At 60.7% G+C, this 18,205-nt stretch carries 21 protein-coding genes, 1 tRNA gene and 1 riboswitch; of the genes, 11 read left to right on the top strand and 11 right to left on the bottom strand.

Annotated elements, in window-relative coordinates; translation table 11 throughout:
* Nucleotides 1-27: 27 nt before the first annotated feature.
* Entirely contained in the window at nt 28-546 is a 519-nt protein-coding gene (locus N1937_RS10780) for a BON domain-containing protein (RefSeq protein WP_260058667.1), read from the top strand.
* A 308-nt stretch (nt 547-854) separates the two neighbouring features.
* Nucleotides 855-1,220: a hypothetical protein gene (locus N1937_RS10785; protein ID WP_260058669.1), complete on the top strand. Its 366-nt coding sequence runs from the start codon at nt 855-857 to the stop codon at nt 1,218-1,220.
* A 95-nt stretch (nt 1,221-1,315) separates the two neighbouring features.
* Here N1937_RS10785 and N1937_RS10790 read toward each other — a convergent pair whose 3' ends face one another.
* Nucleotides 1,316-1,960, bottom strand: a complete 645-nt coding sequence (locus N1937_RS10790) for a methyltransferase family protein (RefSeq protein WP_222294846.1) — start codon at nt 1,958-1,960, stop codon at nt 1,316-1,318.
* A 200-nt stretch (nt 1,961-2,160) separates the two neighbouring features.
* Entirely contained in the window at nt 2,161-2,880 is a 720-nt protein-coding gene (gene lipB / locus N1937_RS10795; RefSeq protein WP_170261449.1) for a lipoyl(octanoyl) transferase LipB, read from the bottom strand.
* A gap of 182 nt (nt 2,881-3,062) precedes the next feature.
* Between lipB and N1937_RS10800 the strand changes: the two genes are divergently transcribed.
* From N1937_RS10800 to sugE, 7 genes are all read left to right on the top strand, one after another.
* A tRNA-Leu gene (locus tag N1937_RS10800) sits at nt 3,063-3,147 on the top strand.
* Nucleotides 3,148-3,243: 96 nt separating this feature from the next.
* Nucleotides 3,244-4,194 carry a DMT family transporter gene (locus N1937_RS10805; protein ID WP_260059090.1) on the top strand — a complete coding sequence of 317 codons (951 nt, stop codon included), beginning with the start codon at nt 3,244-3,246 and terminating at the stop codon, nt 4,192-4,194.
* 97 nt (nt 4,195-4,291) lie between these two features.
* Nucleotides 4,292-4,996, top strand: coding sequence for a hypothetical protein (locus N1937_RS10810; protein ID WP_260058671.1), 705 nt, complete (start codon nt 4,292-4,294; stop codon nt 4,994-4,996).
* A 75-nt stretch (nt 4,997-5,071) separates the two neighbouring features.
* On the top strand, nt 5,072-7,081 hold the full coding sequence (locus tag N1937_RS10815; RefSeq protein WP_260058672.1) for an acetyl-CoA carboxylase biotin carboxylase subunit: 2,010 nt from the start codon (nt 5,072-5,074) through the stop codon (nt 7,079-7,081).
* Nucleotides 7,082-7,543: 462 nt separating this feature from the next.
* The gene (locus N1937_RS10825) at nt 7,544-7,906 is read left to right on the top strand and encodes a hypothetical protein (RefSeq protein ID WP_260058674.1); all 363 of its coding nucleotides are present in this window, start codon (nt 7,544-7,546) and stop codon (nt 7,904-7,906) included.
* Nucleotides 7,907-8,041: 135 nt separating this feature from the next.
* The gene (locus N1937_RS10830; RefSeq protein ID WP_260058676.1) at nt 8,042-8,509 is read left to right on the top strand and encodes a YaiI/YqxD family protein; all 468 of its coding nucleotides are present in this window, start codon (nt 8,042-8,044) and stop codon (nt 8,507-8,509) included.
* 213 nt (nt 8,510-8,722) lie between these two features.
* Nucleotides 8,723-9,037 carry a quaternary ammonium compound efflux SMR transporter SugE gene (gene sugE / locus N1937_RS10835; protein WP_260058677.1) on the top strand — a complete coding sequence of 105 codons (315 nt, stop codon included), beginning with the start codon at nt 8,723-8,725 and terminating at the stop codon, nt 9,035-9,037.
* A gap of 42 nt (nt 9,038-9,079) precedes the next feature.
* Here the strand turns inward: sugE and N1937_RS10840 are convergent, their stop codons facing one another.
* The 7 genes from N1937_RS10840 to crcB all read right to left on the bottom strand — a co-directional run bounded on the left by N1937_RS10840 (nt 9,080) and on the right by crcB (nt 14,685).
* Entirely contained in the window at nt 9,080-9,472 is a 393-nt protein-coding gene (locus N1937_RS10840) for a DoxX family protein (protein WP_003559672.1), read from the bottom strand.
* 137 nt (nt 9,473-9,609) lie between these two features.
* Nucleotides 9,610-11,142 carry an acyl-CoA carboxylase subunit beta gene (locus tag N1937_RS10845; protein WP_170278150.1) on the bottom strand — a complete coding sequence of 511 codons (1,533 nt, stop codon included), beginning with the start codon at nt 11,140-11,142 and terminating at the stop codon, nt 9,610-9,612.
* A gap of 103 nt (nt 11,143-11,245) precedes the next feature.
* Nucleotides 11,246-11,707, bottom strand: coding sequence for a hypothetical protein (locus N1937_RS10850; protein ID WP_170261454.1), 462 nt, complete (start codon nt 11,705-11,707; stop codon nt 11,246-11,248).
* A gap of 67 nt (nt 11,708-11,774) precedes the next feature.
* A complete protein-coding gene (locus N1937_RS10855; protein ID WP_170261455.1) occupies nt 11,775-12,560 on the bottom strand; it encodes an ATP12 family chaperone protein in 786 nt (261 codons plus the stop codon).
* 9 nt (nt 12,561-12,569) lie between these two features.
* A complete protein-coding gene (locus N1937_RS10860) occupies nt 12,570-13,223 on the bottom strand; it encodes an HAD-IA family hydrolase (RefSeq protein ID WP_260058703.1) in 654 nt (217 codons plus the stop codon).
* On the bottom strand, nt 13,220-14,212 hold the full coding sequence (locus N1937_RS10865) for an RluA family pseudouridine synthase (protein WP_017964438.1): 993 nt from the start codon (nt 14,210-14,212) through the stop codon (nt 13,220-13,222). Before N1937_RS10865 ends, N1937_RS10860 begins: the two co-directional genes overlap by 4 nt.
* 95 nt (nt 14,213-14,307) lie before the next feature.
* Nucleotides 14,308-14,685: a fluoride efflux transporter CrcB gene (crcB, locus tag N1937_RS10870; protein WP_170261457.1), complete on the bottom strand. Its 378-nt coding sequence runs from the start codon at nt 14,683-14,685 to the stop codon at nt 14,308-14,310.
* A gap of 122 nt (nt 14,686-14,807) precedes the next feature.
* Between crcB and N1937_RS10875 the strand changes: the two genes are divergently transcribed.
* The gene (locus tag N1937_RS10875) at nt 14,808-15,074 is read left to right on the top strand and encodes a hypothetical protein (protein WP_017964440.1); all 267 of its coding nucleotides are present in this window, start codon (nt 14,808-14,810) and stop codon (nt 15,072-15,074) included.
* Nucleotides 15,075-15,172: 98 nt separating this feature from the next.
* Here N1937_RS10875 and N1937_RS10880 read toward each other — a convergent pair whose 3' ends face one another.
* Both N1937_RS10880 and N1937_RS10885 read right to left on the bottom strand, forming a co-directional pair.
* Nucleotides 15,173-16,201: a DUF1775 domain-containing protein gene (locus N1937_RS10880; RefSeq protein WP_260058705.1), complete on the bottom strand. Its 1,029-nt coding sequence runs from the start codon at nt 16,199-16,201 to the stop codon at nt 15,173-15,175.
* Between the two features lie 72 nt (nt 16,202-16,273).
* Nucleotides 16,274-16,654 (bottom strand): hypothetical protein, encoded by a 381-nt coding sequence (locus N1937_RS10885; protein ID WP_260058707.1) that lies wholly within the window; start codon nt 16,652-16,654, stop codon nt 16,274-16,276.
* 157 nt (nt 16,655-16,811) lie between these two features.
* A riboswitch (glycine riboswitch) is annotated at nt 16,812-16,904 on the top strand.
* Nucleotides 16,905-17,060: 156 nt separating this feature from the next.
* Here N1937_RS10885 and gcvT point away from each other — a divergent pair.
* On the top strand, nt 17,061-18,197 hold the full coding sequence (gene gcvT / locus N1937_RS10890) for a glycine cleavage system aminomethyltransferase GcvT (protein WP_260058708.1): 1,137 nt from the start codon (nt 17,061-17,063) through the stop codon (nt 18,195-18,197).
* Nucleotides 18,198-18,205: the final 8 nt, after the last annotated feature.

Genomic DNA, 18,205 nt, shown 5'->3' on the forward strand with positions numbered 1-18,205 from the left:
CAGCAAAAGCAACAAGGAGCGACTGCAATGGCAAGGATCGGTGACAAAACCCCGATTTCGCGGGAAAAGCCTGAGCTTTCCCGTGAAGAGGATTATCGCGACCTCGAAGAACGCAACCTCGATGACGGCTGGCCCTATGCCGATGACAGCGGCGCCGGCACCGGCGGCCCGGATAATCGCCCTTACGGCGAGGCTGCGGCCAATTTCGACAGCGATCCCAACAAGGGCTTCCGGATAGACGGCACGGATGAGGACGGCAACGAGAGCCGCCTGAAGGATTCGCTGCGCGCCGATACGATCGACCGCGATGAAAGTGACGAGCTGGAAGCGCGGGTGAACGACAATCTCGAAAACATCCCTGATGTCGATATCGACAGCATCGAGGTTCATGCAGACGGTCACGTCGTCACCCTGGAAGGGTCGGTGGAAACGATCGGCATCGCCCGCAAGGTCGAACTCGCCGCGCTTTCGGTCGACGGTGTCCATCATGTGCGCAACAAACTGCAGCTGACCGGTGTCGACGCGCATATCCCGAACGAGGACTAACGTCACGCATACGGACAATCGGCGGAAGGCGCCGATGCCTCCCGCCCGCCTGTTACATTACCAAAAGTTAACAATTTCAGATTGCAGCCGGATACGTCTTTTGAGGCACCGTATTTTGCCGTTTTACTTAGGCAGCTTTTGTAACGCGAACGTCAATTTCGTTGATAACACTGTGATTTCATTTGGACAAAAGGTCGCGGCTGCGTCGCCTTTTTATCACAAAATTGCCTGAATTGGGGCGCGAACTCGTGTTTGCCGAGGGTTAGTTTATGTTGTGGAATTCAACAGCAGATTGAGGAGATAGACCCATGCGCATCAAATTTGCCCTTGCCGCTTCCCTGTTCGCCATCAGCCTTGCAGGCGCTGCCTTCGCCCAGCCGACCTATTCCGATGACTACACGAACGACAGCGACGGCTTCGCGCCGAGCCCGACGTCGAAGCCGGCCCCGGTCCATTACAGCAGCCGCAAGGCCCCGGCCTATTCCAGCGACTATACCAATGACAGCGATGGCTTCGCACCGAGCGCCATGGCAGCCCCTGCCGTCGACAAGACCGCAACGGCCAGCATCACGCCGCTGCCCCCATGCCACAGCATGATCGGCCCGAAGGGCTCCCACACCAAGGGTGCCGACAGCGGCGCCTCCCGCACCGAAGCATGCCGCGCGACGCATTGAACCGATAGAAGACCTGGATCCGATAAAAGAAAGGGATCCGACAAAAGAAAGGGCCGGAAACCGGCCCTTTCTTTTCAATCCATCTTTATGTCGTCTTAGAATGCCAATGGAACGAGCCGGTAACGGGTCGTGGCCATGAAAGCCTCGTAAGCAGGATCCTGCTTGAGCAGACCTTCTTCCGCCAGGAGGCGGAAACATTGTGCGGCCAGGGCCGTCGCATAGATGGCGAAATTCCAAAGGCTCGGATGAGCCAGGAAGAAGCCGATGTGTGTCATCAGATATCCCGCATACATCGGGTGGCGGATAAATTTGTAAGGCCCGCCGATCTTGACGCCGCGATTGGCCGGCACCAGGCCGAAGCTTCGCCGCAATGTCAGCTTTGCCGATATCTGCAAGATGAAACCGAGCGCCATCACCGTCCCGCAGAATGCGAGCGGCGCTAGCGGCTGTGTCGCGGAGGGCGCGGCAAGCAGCGGGAAGATCGTGCCAATGGCGGTAACCGTCCAGTCGAAGAAGCGTAGCGACGCATTTCTCGTCGGCCGGCGGGTCAGGATGAGGAATGCGGCAGCTCCCTCCGAAACGATCAGCAGGCAGTCGATGATCGCGCGATCGTCCTGCATCTGCGGCAGGACACGCATGACGATCCCAACGAAGAAATAACCGATGAGAACCTTCTCGATAATATCGACAACGAAATACACATCGAGGAACGACCAGCTTGCCGCTGCTTTTTTTCTCATTGTCCTCGGACTTCCATATTCACACTGCTGTGATGTCCTATATATTTCCGCCGCTAATTATCGGTTAAAACGCTGGCTCAGATCTGACGGTGAAGCGATTGCCGAGCCTGACGGCAGAAAGACTCGAACGTCCAAGGGTTCCTCGACAGCGACCTCAACGCTACGCGACCGCCAAAGCTTCCACGAAGCATCGCGATCAGTCAGGTTTCGCCGGCCGTTTCGCCGAAAACCGCTTCGAAGGCGGTGCGCAGCCGGATATCGACATCAGCCATCATCACCGGCAAGCCAAGATCGACGAGGCTGGTCACGCCATAGGCCGATATCCCGCAGGGCACGATGCCGCCGAAATGATCGAGATCGGGATCGACGTTGAGCGACAGTCCGTGGAAGGTCACCCATTTCCGCAGCCTTATGCCGAGAGCGGCGATCTTGTCCTCGGCCATCGTCCCATCGGCCAGCAATGGCTTTTCCGGCCGGCGCACCCAGACGCCGACGCGATCTTCACGTCGCTCACCGCGCACATTCATCATGTCGAGCGTGCGGATGACGACATCTTCAAGGGCGGCAACGAAAGCGCGCACGTCCTGACGCCGCCTCTTCAGATCGAGCATGACATAAGCGACGCGCTGGCCCGGGCCATGATAGGTGTATTCACCGCCACGCCCGGTCGCAAAGACCGGAAACCGATTCGGCTGGACGAGATCCCTCGCATTGGCGCTGGTGCCGGCAGTATAGAGCGGCGGATGTTCGACGAGCCAGACGAGCTCATCACCGCCATCTGATATCACCGCCACCTCGCGCTCCATCGTCTCCACCGCCTCCTCATAGGGAATGAGGCCATCGGCGATGCGCCAACGGACCGGCCGCGTGCCGAGTTGGGGAAGCATGGAGAATTCGAGATCGGTGCGAAGCATGGCCATTCCTTGCCGCTCTCCCCGAAATGCCTGTGAAATAGGGGCGGCCGGACAGCTATATGGACCCGTTTCGGGGCCAATTCAAATGCTGTGACCGGTTTTCAAAAAAACTGTCATATCGCCCTTGTGCACCCCAGATGCTTTTGCTACATGCTGCCCCGCCGACGCAAATCGGCACCTACCACGATGCGGTCGTGGCGGAATTGGTAGACGCGCAGCGTTGAGGTCGCTGTGGGGCAACCCGTGGAAGTTCGAGTCTTCTCGACCGCACCATTTCCCTTCGGGGAAACGCTTCTAAGCGAAGATCTCGTTTTCACCTCGAAGCCATTTGCGATTGCTCGGCTTGATTGCCCGGCCTTCTCATGGTTGATGGCGTCATCTTCGCAAGAATCAGCGGCCATGTCAGCGTCCCATCAAAATCCCCTGCAGGGCATGGCCATCATGTCCGGCGCCATGCTCATCCTGCCGACCATGGATGCGATCGCCAAATATATGGCGACCTTCGAGGCGATGTCGCCGGGTCAGGTGACCTTCTACCGATTCTTCTTCCAGATTGCCTGCACCCTGCCGATTCTTTTCGCCCTTTTCGGGCTGAAGGCGCTCTCGGCCAAACGGCCATGGATGAACCTGCTGCGCGGTGTGCTGCACGGTGCTGCAAGCCTGCTGTTCTTCGTCGCCGTCAAATACATGCCGCTCGCCGATGTCTTCGCCATCTATTTCGTCGAGCCCTTCATGCTGACCGCCCTGTCGGCGCTGTTTCTCGGCGACAAGGTCGGCTGGCGGCGCTGGACAGCGATCGTCGTCGGTTTCGCCGGCGCGATGATCGTCATTCAGCCAAGCTACGAAATTTTCGGCTTGAAGGCGCTGCTGCCGGTCGCCTGCGCCTTTCTGTTCTCGCTCTATCTCTTCCTCAACCGCGCCATCGGCGAGGCCGATTCGCCGCTGACCATGCAGACAATGGCCGGCATCGGCGGAACGGTCTTCATGGCGGCTGCCCTTCTCGTCGGCAGCAGTTCCGGCAATGCCGATTTTACCGTCTCCCTGCCCTCGTCCATGCTCGGCCTTGTCCTGCTTCTCGCCCTCGGCTCGATCTCGGGATATGCGCATATGCTGGTGGTCCGGGCCTTCCGGCTCGCGCCGCTGTCGCTGCTTGCGCCGTTCCAGTACTTCGAGATCATCTCGGCGACCGTTCTCGGCTATGCGCTGTTCAACGATTTCCCGAGCTTTTCCAAATGGATCGGCATCTTCGTCATCGTTGCCTCTGGCCTCTTCATCATCTGGCGCGAGCGGCTGCAGGCGCAATCGTTAAAATCTTCCTGACCTCGGGAATGTCGGGTTAACTCCTCTTCTTGAGGGATCGTCAATTCGCCGGCGCTAAAATTGTCTCCGGTTTCATGATGAAGCCTGGAGTTAAAACATGAGCGAATTTCGTCTCGCTTTTCCGGCCTGTGTGGTGGCCGGCAAGCATCGGCTGACGGCCGAAGATATAGTGCTGCTGCGCAAACATGCTTTTCCGGAGGGCATCCGGACATCCGACGATGTCGTGGCGATGTTGGCACTCAATAATTCCTGCCCTGAAAAATGTGCCGCGTGGAACGCTTTTTTCGTGGAGCAGCTCGCCGGCTTCATCGTTCACTACACCTATCCGCAAGGCTCGCTTGATGAAATCAACGTCGCCTGGATCATGCGCATGTTTACGACCGATGGTGTCGTCAACTCGGCGCTGGAACTCGAGCTCATTCTTCACGTCATGGAGATCTCGGCCGATGTCCCGGGCGAGTTGAGAGCGCTCACCCTCGATCAGCTCCGCCTGGCGATCACCGACAATATCGGTGGCTACAAGCTGTCGCGTGCCGTCGATCGCCGGGGCATCACCCGCCAGGACATCGATTTCGCGATGCGCATCTTCAGAAGCGTCGCCGAAGGCGGCGTTATCCCCGTCTCGTCGGTCGAATATGGCGTGCTCCAGCAGATCGAGCAAGCAACGCTGGACTGCGCCAATCATCCGCACTGGGCGGGGATCATGGCCGCCGTCAAGCTGCGCGAATATGCCGAGCCGCGGCGCAGCCGCTGGCTGCGCATCGTCGACGAGGAACCCGTCTCGGAAGCCGCTGTCGGCTGACGCTCCGCAAGCCTGATTGTGCGTTCCGGTGTTTTATGCGTAAAACTCCGGGATGCATTTCTGGGTGGAGTCTCGATGTTCAAGAAAATCCTGATCGCGAATCGCGGCGAAATCGCCTGCCGCGTGATCAAGACTGCACGCCGCATGGGCATTCTGACCGTCGCGGTCTATTCGGATGCGGATCGGGACGCGCTGCATGTCGAGATGGCCGACGAGGCTGTTCATATCGGCCCGGCCGCAGCGTCGGAGAGTTATCTGGCTGCCGAAAAGATCATCGCGGCCTGCAAGGCGACGGGCGCCGAGGCGGTGCATCCCGGTTACGGCTTCCTGTCCGAACGCGCCTCCTTCTGCGCCGAACTGGAAAAACAGGGCGTCGTCTTCATCGGCCCGAAGCCGAAGGCCATCATGGCGATGGGCGACAAGATCGAATCGAAGAAATTCGCCAATGCCGCCGGTGTATCCACAGTGCCTGGCCATCTTGGCATCATCGAGGATGCGGCCCATGCGGAGGTGATCGCTGGCGGGATCGGTTATCCCGTCATGATCAAGGCGTCGGCTGGTGGCGGCGGCAAGGGCATGCGCATTGCATGGAACCAGGCAGAAGTGCGCGACGGCTTCGAGCGTGCCCGCTCCGAGGCGAAAAGCTCCTTCGGCGACGACCGCGTCTTCATCGAGAAGTTCGTCGTCGAACCCCGCCATATCGAGATCCAGGTGCTGGCCGACGCGCATGGCAACGTCGTCTACCTCGGCGAACGTGAATGCTCGATCCAGCGGCGAAACCAGAAGGTGGCGGAAGAGGCGCCCTCGCCCTTCCTCGATGAAACCACCCGCAAGGCGATGGGCGAGCAATCGGTGGCGCTGGCCAAGGCCGTCGACTACCAGAGCGCCGGCACGGTCGAATTCATCATCGACCGCGACCGCAATTTCTATTTCCTCGAAATGAACACCCGCCTGCAGGTCGAACATCCCGTAACCGAACTCATCACCGGCATCGATCTTGTCGAGCAGATGATCCGGGTCGCAGCGGGAGAGCCCCTTCCCCTCGCCCAGGAGGACATCAGGCTCGATGGCTGGGCGATCGAGAGCCGGCTCTACGCAGAAGATCCTTACCGCAACTTCCTGCCCTCGATCGGCCGCCTGACGCGCTACCGCCCGCCGGCGGAAGGCAGGACCGGCAATGTCGTCCTCCGCAACGATACCGGCGTCTTCGAGGGTGCCGAGATTTCGATGTATTACGATCCGATGATCGCCAAGCTCTGCACCTGGGCGCCGACACGGCTTGAGGCGATCGACGCCATGGGCCGGGCGCTCGACGGCTTCGTCGTCGATGGCATCGAGCACAATGTTCCTTTCCTGTCGGCTCTGATGAAACATCCGCGCTGGCGCGAAGGCCGGCTGTCCACCGGCTTCATCGCCGAGGAATATCCCGATGGTTTTGCGCCAATGAAACCGGACCCGGCGGAAGAAGCCGTGCTTGCGAGCATTGCCCTCTCCGCTTCGCTGATTGAGACGAACCGCCGCGAACGTTTCGCCGATCGCCTGCGCGCCGCATCGGGCGCGTTGCGCGAAGATTGGATGGTCAAGATCGGCGACAAGTACGTCGCGGCACGATTGCTCGACGGTCTCGTCACCATCCCCTTCGATATGGACATCGCGATCGAGGGCGAGAACAACAGCGTTGTCACCGATTGGAGACCGGGCGACCCGGTCTGGAGCGGCAAGGTCGGAGGTCGCGACATTGCCGCGCAGATTCGCCCCGTTCTAAACGGGTTGCGTATCGACTGGCAGGGGCTTTCGGTGATTGCCAAGGCCTTTTCGCCGCGTCATGCCGAACTCGACAGGCTGATGCCGGTAAAGCTGCCGCCCGATACCTCCAAGCTCCTGCTCTGCCCGATGCCCGGCCTCGTCGTCGCCATCGCAGTTGCCGAGGGCCAGGAGGTCAAGGCCGGTGAGACGCTTGCGATCGTCGAAGCGATGAAGATGGAGAACGTGCTGCGCGCCGACCGCGATCTCGTCGTCTCGAAGATCAATGCCGCAGCCGGCGAAAGCCTGGCCGTCGATGCCGTGATCATGGAATTCGCCTGAGAGGAAGAGACCGGGCGATTGGCCGTTTTCGCTTGAGCCGAGTTCGTCGACCTTCGCGTCGGGGCTTAGCCAAGTCAGTGGTCATCGGCAGGCCGGCGCCGGCCAGGAGATCTCCATCTTGTCACCGGCCGACTGCCGAAGATCGTCGCCTGGTACTTGCGAGGTAAGAGCCAAACCGAGCCGATAATCACCCACAACGACGCCGCTTGAAGACATCAACAGAAGCATCGAGCTGATGCACCAGGGCAAGAGCATCCGCTGCGTGGTCTTGTACTAAACACTGCCATAAAGACTGCGGGCTTGAAGTAAAACTGCTCGCTACCCCAAAAATAACGGACCGGATCTGCAAAGGGCTTCACCAAGTGTGAAGCCCTTTCATGTTACCGCTTCGGTGCTTGGCACTCATGCTTTGGCAAAGGGGACCCTATGATCTTTCGGACTGTTATTTCGGCATGCGCATTTGTGTTACTGCCCGCCATCGCACTTGCGGACCCCACAGGTTCCTACAAGGTCGCCGGCACCAGCGAGGACGGCAGCGAGTATCAGGGCACCGTCAAGGTGCTTCGCAACGGCGAGACCTATATCGTCGACTGGATGATCGGCAAGAACGAGTCGATCGGCACCGGCCTCGGCGCAAAATTCAGCGGCGATCGTTTCGAAATGGGACCGGCAAGCGACGAGGACACGGCGATCTCCGTCGGTTACGTCTCCAAGGAGAATTTCGGCATCGCCATGTATTTCGAGCAGCCGGACGGCAGCTGGCAGGGTGTCTGGACCTATGGCGGCTCGGAAAAGGTTTCGAGCGAAATCTGGACTCGTGAGTAAACCGCGCGTATCAGCCGTTGGCATTGGATCCGGAAGTTTTTAGGTCCGGATCTAAATCAAAGAATTAGAGCGTGATGTCTGCCGAAAACCGCGCACACTTTTCGGCATCATGCTCTGAAGTGAGGTAGACAGCCTTTGATCTATGTCGACGCCGATGCCTGCCCGGTAAAACCGGAAATCCTGAAGGTGGCCGAACGTCACGGCCTCGAAGTCACCTTCGTTGCCAATTCCGGTCTGCGCCCCTCGCGCGATCCGATGATCCGCAACATCATCGTCTCCAACGCCTTCGATGCCGCCGACAACTGGATCGCCGAACGCGCCGGCACGGGCGACGTCGTTGTCACCGCAGATGTGCCGCTCGCCGTGCGCTGCGTCGCGACCGGCGCCTTCGTCAGCGGACCCACAGGGCGCGTCTTCGACGAGACCAATATCGGCATGGCAAGCGCCATGCGCGATCTCGGCGCGCACCTGCGCGAAACCGGCGAGAGCAAGGGCTACAACGCCGCCTTCAACCCGAAAGACCGCTCACGCTTCCTCGAAACCTTCGATCGCCTCTGCCGCCGCGCCAAAAGCCTTGCCGCGGAGGCTGACGGGCAGCCGTGATGCAGCAACTAAAGGTGCGATAGCGTCCTTTGCACGTCTGAAAGACGCGCGGCGCTGTAAGCGGCAGGAAGCGGCCGGCATGGCAGCTATGCCGATTCCGATCTTGAACACCGCCGCTTCCTCACGCATATAGGCTTCATCGCAGACGACTGCGGCATCCTCCAGGATGCAACTGTCGCGGGGACGGCCTCGCTCTTCAACAAGGAGAGTCGCATGGCCTGGTTTCTGCTATTTCTCGCTGGTCTTTTCGAATGTGGTTGGGCAATCGGCCTTAAATATACCGATGGCTTCACCCGGCCGCTGCCGACGGCGCTCACCGTCATATCGATGGTCATCAGCATCGTGCTGCTCGGCCTGGCGGTGAAGCATCTGCCGATCGGCACCGCCTATGCGGTCTGGACCGGCATAGGCACGGTCGGCACCGTATGTCTCGGCATCTGGCTGCTTGGTGATGCGGCAAGTGTCTCCCGCCTTGCCTGCATCACGCTGATCGTCGCCGGCATCGCCGGTCTCAAGCTTACCGCCTAATGTGAGGTTGAGGGGCGTCGCCGACGCCCCTCAGTGTATCGTTCAGGCTGCCTTGCGGTTATCGACGGCAAAAGCGCCGGGACCGGAGAAGAACAGGTAGAGGAAAACGAAGCAGAACAGGATCGCGGCGTCGCCCTGGTTGACGGCCGGGAAGAAGCTGTTCGGGGCATGCGCCATGAAATAGGCGACCGCCATTTCGCCGGCCAGCAGGAAGGCGACAGGCCGCGTCAGCAGGCCGACGAGAATGAGGATACCGCCGATCAGCTCAAGAAGGGCGGCGAAAAGCATCAGCGGCGGCAACGGGCCGGCCATCTGCGCAGCCGGGAAAGCGAAAAGCTTCATCGTGCCGTGTTCGATGAACAGCAGCGCGGTGATGATTCTGAGAGCGGCCAGCCCATAGGGGCGATAGGCAGAAAGACGCTCGAAAGTTGACATTAAACCTCTCCTTTAAAACAATGAGAGTCGAGCGTTAGCCTGTCCCCCGCAGGGATTGAACACACGGATCGCTGACGGCCGTTCACTTTTTCGACAGCTAAACACCTGAGCGGACAGTTTTATTCGTCGGCCAGCCGTCAAAGCGGAATGTTGTCGTGTTTCTTCCACGGATTGGCGAGATCCTTGTTGCGCAGCATCTTTAGACCGCGCGCCAGCCGCCGGCGGGTCGAGTGCGGCATGATCACCTCATCGACATAACCGCGCTCGGCGGCGACGAAGGGCGAGAGAAACCGGTCCTCATACATTTTCGTATGCGCGGCGATCTTTTCGGGATCGGCGATATCCTTGCGGAAGATGATCTCGACAGCACCCCTGGCGCCCATCACGGCGATCTGCGCCGTCGGCCAGGCATAGTTGAGGTCGCCGCGAAGATGCTTTGACGCCATCACGTCATAGGCGCCGCCGAAGGCCTTGCGGGTGATGACGGTGAGCTTCGGCACCGTCGCCTCGGCATAGGCAAAGAGCAGCTTGGCGCCGTGCTTGATGAGGCCGCCATATTCCTGCGCCGTCCCCGGCAGGAAGCCCGGCACGTCGACGAAGGTGACGATCGGAATGTTGAAGCAATCGCAGAAGCGCACGAACCGGGCCGCCTTGCGCGAGGCGTCGCTGTCGAGAACGCCGGCCAGCACCATCGGCTGGTTGGCGACGACACCGACGGTGGAGCCTTCGACGCGGCCGAAGCCGCAGACAATGTTTTTGGCAAAGCTCGCCTGGATCTCGAAGAAATCCCCCTCGTCCGCCACCTTCCGGATCAGTTCCTTGATGTCGTAAGGCTTGTTGGAGCTCGCCGGCACCAGCGTATCGAGTGACATGTCGACCTCCGTCACCGACTGATAGCATTCGATCTCGGGCAGCGGCGCGGTATTCGAAAGCGGCAGGAAATCGATCAGCCGGCGCACCTGCAGCAAGGTTTCGACATCATTGTCGTAGGCGCCGTCGGCAATCGACGAGCGAACCGTATGCACGATAGCGCCCCCGAGTTCTTCCGCCGTCACCGTCTCGTTGGTGACGGTTTTCACCACATCGGGACCGGTAACGAACATGTAGGAGGTGTCCCGCACCATGAAGATGAAATCGGTCATGGCAGGCGAATAGACATCGCCGCCGGCGCAGGGACCCATGATCACCGAGATCTGCGGTATGACGCCGGAGGCGAGCACATTGCGCTGGAATACCTCCGCATAACCGCCGAGAGCCGCCACGCCCTCCTGGATACGGGCGCCGCCCGCATCATAGATACCGACGATCGGCGCGCGGTTCTTCAGCGCCATGTCCTGCACCTTCATGATCTTCTCGGCATGCGCTTCCGATAGCGAGCCGCCGAACACGGTGAAGTCCTTGGCAAAGACGAACACCGTTCGGCCGTTGACCGTGCCCCAGCCGGTGACGACGCCGTCGCCGGCAATACGGCTCTTATCCATGCCGAAATCGGTGGAGCGGTGTTCGACGAACATGTCGAACTCCTCAAACGAGCCTTCGTCGAGGAAGAGGTCGATGCGCTCGCGCGCCGTCAGCTTGCCGCGCTTGTGCTGGGCGTCGATACGCGCCTCGCCGCCGCCGAGGCGGGCAATGCCCCGGCGCCGTTCCAGTTCCTCGAGAATTTCCTTCATGCGATCTCCCTCGCCGCTGCGGGCGGCAATCCGGCGGTTAGATTATGCGCTAGAGCATGATGCCGAAGAGTGTGAGCGGTTTTCGGGCAACATCATGCTCCAATTATTTAGCGCCGCGCCCGCTGAGTGAGAAAACCGAGCGTATCCTTGCCGCGACGTCCTCGGCCAGAATCTCGTCGGCAAGCTTGGGATCGGCGGCGATGCTGGTCACGTCGAAGGCACTGACGGCGATGACCGAGCCGTCTTCGACCGAGGCCGCATCGATGCTGATCTTGGCGACGTTGCGGTCCTTCTGGAAGCCGAGGCCCTTCTGGACGGAAACCACGCGGATCGTCAGCACCACCCGCGGCAGCACGGTGTCGCGCACGGTAGCGTTGATCGCCGCGTTGACGCGGTCGTTGATGCCGGAAAGCAGCTCGGCCGGCATGTTAGGGCCGGAGAGAACGACGGCGCTGCGCACATCATAGACCGGCGCCGCCGGCTTGGTGGCCGAGAGGCTGCCGCAGGCCGTGAGCGCGACACAGATGAGTGTCGCCCGGCAAAAACACGACCTCAGCCAATTCATTGCAAAATCCCGCACCACCCCGTTGGAGTCGCAGACTTCGTCATAATGCATTGGAAGGCAATATGTTTCAGGCGCTTAGGGCGAAAAAAACATCCGCTGCGGCTTTGAACTCGGCAAAGCGCTTGGCACGCCGCTGCTCGGCTTCCTCGTCGCTGCCCCAATGCTCGATCGTCCAGTCTTCGTCGAGATGGGCCAGCGACCAGGCCTCCTCCACCGTCACCCGGCCCTCGGCCAAGGCGAGCGCCAGGATCGCCGAGCCGGTCAGCGTGGTGACTGTGTGGAGCGCGGCAAGTGCCATCGGGTTATCATATCTCGCGAGTGTGACGGCGAAGGCGGCCGTCGCCTCGCGCGGCTGCTCATGCGGCATCACCCCTTCGACGAGGATGAACCGGGCGCCGAGATCATTCGCCGCCCAGTCGATCACCGGATCCCAGCGCTCGGCCTGGCGCGCGACCAGCAGTTCCGGCTCCTCGGCCCGGTAGCAGATGAGGTCGCTGGAGGAAAAGCGCAGAATATCTTCGAAGATCGCCTGCGCATTGGCGGCAACGCCGTCGAGTGCGGTGTTGACGAGCCGCGTCACCGGCATGCTCATAGGATTGATCTCCTCGCCCTGCGCCTGCCATTCGGCAGCGACAAGCCGCGCCAGCGCCTCGGTCGGCACGGCGAGAACCTGCCGCGCCGGTGTGCGCACCATCTTGCCGTCGAGCGTAATCGCAAAACCGCCCTCGTGCTCGGTGACGGCGACATCGGTATAGAAACGCTTCGGTAGCGGCTTCTTCATCTGGATCTGCGCGCGGCGGATGGGATCGGGATGGCTCAGGCCTTCGGAAAGGTCGTTCAGCAAATCGCGCATGGGCTCACCTCAGGAAAAATGACGCAATATCTCGTTCGGATGGTAGGCGATCGCATCAGCGCCGTTGGCGATCAGCTCATCCACGCTGGCATAGCCCCAGGCAACGCCGATCGCCTTGGCGCCGGCAGCCTTGGCCATCTGCATATCGTAAACCGCATCGCCGATGACAATGGTGTCGGCAGCATTCATACCGGTCTCATCGCAGCATTCCGTCACCATGGCCGGATGCGGTTTGGAGGGGCAATCGTCGGCGGTGCGTGCGACGATGAAATGCTTGTCGAAACCATGCGTCTCCATCACGAGCTCGAGCCCGCGGCGGGATTTACCCGTGACCGCGCCGATCAGCAGGTCGTCGCGCCCGATGATCGCGCCGATCATCTCGCCGATGCCGGGAAACAGCGGCTCTTTGTAATCGAGATCCTGACGCACAATCGAGAACAGCGATTTGTAATGCGCCGTCATGTCGATGTCTTCCTGCACAACATGCGGCCTGCCCAGCATGCGGGCAATCGCAATATCGAGGGACAGGCCGATAATGGCCTTGGTATCTTCAAAGCGCGGTTCCGGCTTGCCGAACTTGTCGAAGGTCCTGAGCATGGTTTCGTGGATCAGACCGGCGCTATCGACCAGTGTGCCGTCGCAATCAAAAAGCGCCAGTTTCATTCGGCGTCTCTTTCAGCACCGGCGAGGTCGAGGCCGAGAAGGTTCCAGGTCTGCACCATATGCGACGGCAGCGGCGCGGTGACGCGCAGGCGCCCGCCGGAGGGGTGCGGGATGTCGATGCGACGTGCGTGCAGATGCAGCTTCTTCTGAACGCCGCCTGGAAAATCCCAATTCGGATCGTCGTCGAAATATTTCGGGTCGCCGATGATCGGATGGCCGATATGCAGCGCGTGCACACGCAGCTGATGGGTACGGCCGGTATAGGGTTCCATCTCCAACCAGGCGAGGTTCTGGGCGGCGGTTTCGAGCACGCGATAGAAGGAAACGGCGTGATCTGCTCCGTCCTCGCCGTGTTTGGCGATCCGCATGCGGTCGCCGTCGATCGTCGGCTCCTTGACAAGCCAGGTCGAGATCTTGTCCTCGTGTTTGCGCGGCACACCCTTGACCAGCGCCCAGTAGGTCTTCTTGGTATCGCGCTCGCGGAAGGCGGCCGTCAGTTTCTGTGCTGCGCCGCGCGTGCGGGCGATGACGAGAACACCCGATGTGTCGCGGTCGAGACGGTGAACGAGCCGCGGCTTCTCGCCCTTCGGGCTCGTCCAGGCTTCGAGCATCTGGTCGATATGCCTGGCCACACCCGAGCCGCCCTGCACCGCAAGACCAGGAGGCTTGTTGAGCACGATTACCTTTTCGTCCTCATGCAGCACCATACGCGAGAGCAGCTCGAAATCCGTCGAATGCTTGAGATCCTTGCCGGCGATCGGTCCGGATTTCAGCTTCGCATCGACGTCGAGCGGCGGCACGCGCACCGTCTGGCCAGGCTGCACGCGCGCATCCGATTTGACACGTCCGCCGTCGACGCGCACCTGGCCGGAGCGCAATAGCTTCTGCAACGGACCGAAGCCGAGCCCCGGAAAGTGCACCTTGAACCAGCGATCGAGCCGCATGCCCGCTTCGTCAGGTTCAATCTTGATATGTTCTATGCCAGCCATAAGAAATCTTTCGGAAAATTGCAGCGCAGGCCGAGCCCGCGTTCTTGCCGCAGCCTTTAGAGCATTTTCACGCAAAACGGAAACCGGAATCGAAATCAGGCCAAAGCACGCATGGTGGCGAGCCCGGCGATGACGGCCGCCATCGAAAATCCGACGCTCGCAGCAATATAAATACCGCCGACGACGGTCTCGCCGCGCTCGAACAGCGAGATGGCGTCCAGCGAGAAGGCCGAGAAGGTAGTGAAGCCGCCAAGGAAGCCGGTGATCAGCAGGAGGCGCAATTCCACCGAGGCGTTGAACTTCCGCGCGATCAGCTCGGCGAAGACGCCGATGACGAAGCAGCCGACGACATTGACGGCAAGCGTGCCCCAGGGGAATGCCGGCCCCATCAGTCTCAGCGCCCACCGGCCGACATAATACCTGAGAACGGAACCGATAGCGCCGCCGAAGGCGACAAGGAGAGCCTGGATCATGAGCCGGATTTACCGCGTTGTGAAAGTGATTCCAATCGAGCTCATATGAATTCTTACCATTTTGTAAAATGCCAATGATTTTCTTATGAAGGCACCAAGATCATGCCGATACGGTGACTGGCATGACCCAGCTCCTGTCCGTATCGGCCAATACCGCCGCCATTGCTTTCGAGTCGCTGCGAATCCCGCAGCGTGTCGCGACGAGCACTGCGGCGCGCGACGCACGGCGCGTTGCCGACCGGCAGTTGAAGGCCGAAGGCACTGAGGAAATAGACGAGCCCTCCAGCATCATCCAGTCGACCGAAGTGGCACTCGACCTGATGACCAAAGGCAACCGCCAGCCGCAGGCCGGCCTGAAACAGGCGCTGCGATCCTACGAAGATTTCTGAGGCGATCGCCTTCCAAACGAAAGCCCGCGACCGCGATGACAGTCGCGGGCTGTTCTGTTTCATCGACAGCGCCGCTGTAGCACTTTGAATCGCTGCTCTCACTTGCCCTGGGCGGAGAGCACCTGCAGGACCAGATCGACTTTGCCGGCCTTTTCGAAGGTCAGCGTCACAGGCACCGTGTCGCCCTGCTTGAACGGCGTCTTCACCTTCTGGAACATCAGATGCAGGTTGCCGGGCTCAAGCTTGATCGTCTCGCCCGCGGCGATGGCGACACCGTCCTTCAGCTGGCGCATCCGCATGACGTTATCCTTGGTCTCCATCTCGTGGATCTGAACCTCGCCTGATAAAGGCGACGTCACCGACAGCAAGCGATCGTCCGTCTTGCCGTTGTTTTTCACCGTGAAAAAGCCGCCGCCGACCGGCTGGCCGGGCAGCATTGCCTTGGCGAACCCGCCGGAGATTTCGAGATCGCCGGCCTTGACCGTTTCGCCAGCCGGTGTAGCAGCGCCCATGCCCGCCGTCCCGCTCATGTTCATACCGGACATGTCCATGCCGGCCATATCCTCATGGTCGTGACCGTGGTCTTCGCCGGCCACGACCTTCAAAAGCGGTGCCGGGCTTTTCAGCCCATGCGCATCGCCGCCTTCTTTTGCCACCTGGTCCCAGGCCGTGACCATATCGCCGCACATCTGTGTCACCGGAAAGGCGAGCGAAGTGCCGGCCTCGACGCCTGATACTTTCCCCTGGATGACGAAAGTGTCGTAGAAATCGTCGGCGAGATTGCCGTTCTTCCAGCGCACTTCGATCGCGCCCTTGTTCACCTTGTCGCCGTGATTGTCGTAGGTCTTCTGATAGTCGCCCTTGATCACCTCGAGCTCCCAGCCGGCTTTCGGTTGCGGTTTGGCGAAGACGAAGCCTTCCGGCAGCTTGACCCGCACTTCCGTGGTCGCCTTGCCGTCGCAGCCGTGCGGCACCTGCAGCGTGGCGAGAATGGTGCTGTCCTGCGTCGCTTGCTTGTCGAGGAAGCTCACATGGGCCTCGGCGCCGGCAATGGCGGTTGCGGAAAGAAGGGCGGCAAGCCCTAGCGTTTTGCCGAATGTCTTGCCAAAAGTCTTGATAGTCTTCATCGGATATCTCCTCGCCGGCCGCGGACTTTCTCGGGCGGACCGGCATGCTGAATCATAGGCGGTGGAGGAAGATCAGACGAGAACGGGAGGCGCGCGCGAATTCGGCCGCCAGACGGAGCTTGCGCCTGAAACGGCCGATGTTTCGATCGGCGCGTTGATCAGCGCAGCGAGTTCGCGCTCGAGCCAAGAGTCCGCATCCGGCGTCGGCAGGATGGTGGAGGCCGACAGCCGGCAGGCTTCGCAATTCGGCTTGAAGGCGATGGTCTTGCCGTCGGCATCCTTGACGGTGACGCAGAGCGAGGCGAAGGTGCCGTCGGGCAGCACATAGGCCGCGGCATCGTAGCCTTCGGCAGCGACAGCCTGCGGCGCCTGATGGGCAAGGCCGAGCAAAAGCAGGCTCAATGCGCAAAGCATGCGCAGGAAGAGCGTCGCTTTCAGTCCGGTCTGCCGCATGAGATCCCCTTCAACAGACGGCCGCGATAGCCGGTTTTAGCACGGAATGCAAAAGCAGATTTGCCTGAGATCAACGCTTGCTGGGAATAAGACGACAAAAATTTGCCCGGTCACGACATTTGGTCTTGCCAAGTGCTGCACCCACCGGATAATTGCGCCAACCTTGTTGGGAGAAGCCGGTGCGTTTTTTGCCGGTGCCGAAGGAGCAACCGCCCCGGAAACTCTCAGGCAAAAGGACCAGCAAGGGGCAGACGGAACTCTGGAGAGAAGCGTTCTCGAAACGCTCGCCGAAGGGATAACAATCTCAGGCACAGGGACAGAGGGGGCTCAGGAGAGAAGTGCGCAACCGCGCCTTCAGATTTGAGCCCGCGCCTTCTGGGGAAGGCGCAAACCCCGGAGGCGTCTTTTGGACGATACTGCTGCCCTGAAGAAAACCCCGCTGCATGCCCTGCATCTTTCGCTTGGCGCCCGCATGGTGCCGTTCGCGGGCTATGACATGCCGGTGCAATATCCCGCCGGCGTGATGAAGGAACATCTTCACACCCGCGCCGAAGCCGGTCTCTTCGATGTCTCCCATATGGGCCAGGTCATCGTGAAGGCGAAATCGGGCAGCTACGAAGATGCGGCGCTAGCGCTCGAAAGCCTGGTGCCGGTCGATATCCTTGGCCTTGCCGAAGGCCGCCAGCGCTACGGCTTCTTCACCGACGATACCGGCTGCATTCTCGACGACCTGATGATCACCCATCTCGACGACCACCTTTTCGTCGTCGTAAATGCCGCCTGCAAGGAAGCCGATATAGCCCATCTCAAGGCCCATATCGGCGACCAGTGCGATGTCACCGTCCTCGACCGCGCCTTGATCGCGCTGCAGGGACCACGCGCGGTCGAGGTTCTTGCCGAACTCTGGGCCGATGTCGCGGCAATGAAATTCATGGACGTGCGCCACTGCCGCCTGCACGATGTTTCCTGTCTGGTCTCGCGCTCCGGCTATAGCGGCGAGGACGGCTTCGAGATCTCGATTCCATCAGACAAGGCCGAAGATGTCACCATGCGGTTGCTCGAACATCCCGATGTCCAGCCGATCGGCCTCGGCGCCCGCGATTCGCTGCGCCTCGAAGCCGGTCTCTGCCTCTATGGCAACGACATCGATACGACCACCTCGCCGGTCGAGGCAGCGCTGGAATGGGCCATGCAGAAGGCAAGGCGCGGCAACGGTGCGCGCGCCGGCGGCTTCCCGGGCTCCGGCCGCATCCTGTCCGAACTCGAAAACGGCGCCGCGCGCCGCCGCGTCGGCCTGAAGCCGGAAGGCAAGGCGCCGGTGCGCGGCCATGCCAAGCTCTATGCCGATGCTGAGGGCAAGGTCGAAATCGGCGAAGTCACTTCGGGCGGCTTCGGTCCCAGCGTCGAAGGCCCCGTCGCCATGGGATACGTGCCGGTCTCCCACGCTGCGCCAGGCACGCTCGTCTACGCCGAGGTGCGCGGCAAATATCTGCCGATCACCGTCAGCGACCTGCCCTTCGTCACACCGACCTACAAACGCTAAACCTTTTC

It is taken from the genome of Rhizobium sp. WSM4643, from assembly GCF_025152745.1.
Classification (GTDB): Bacteria; Pseudomonadota; Alphaproteobacteria; order Rhizobiales; family Rhizobiaceae; genus Rhizobium; species Rhizobium leguminosarum_I.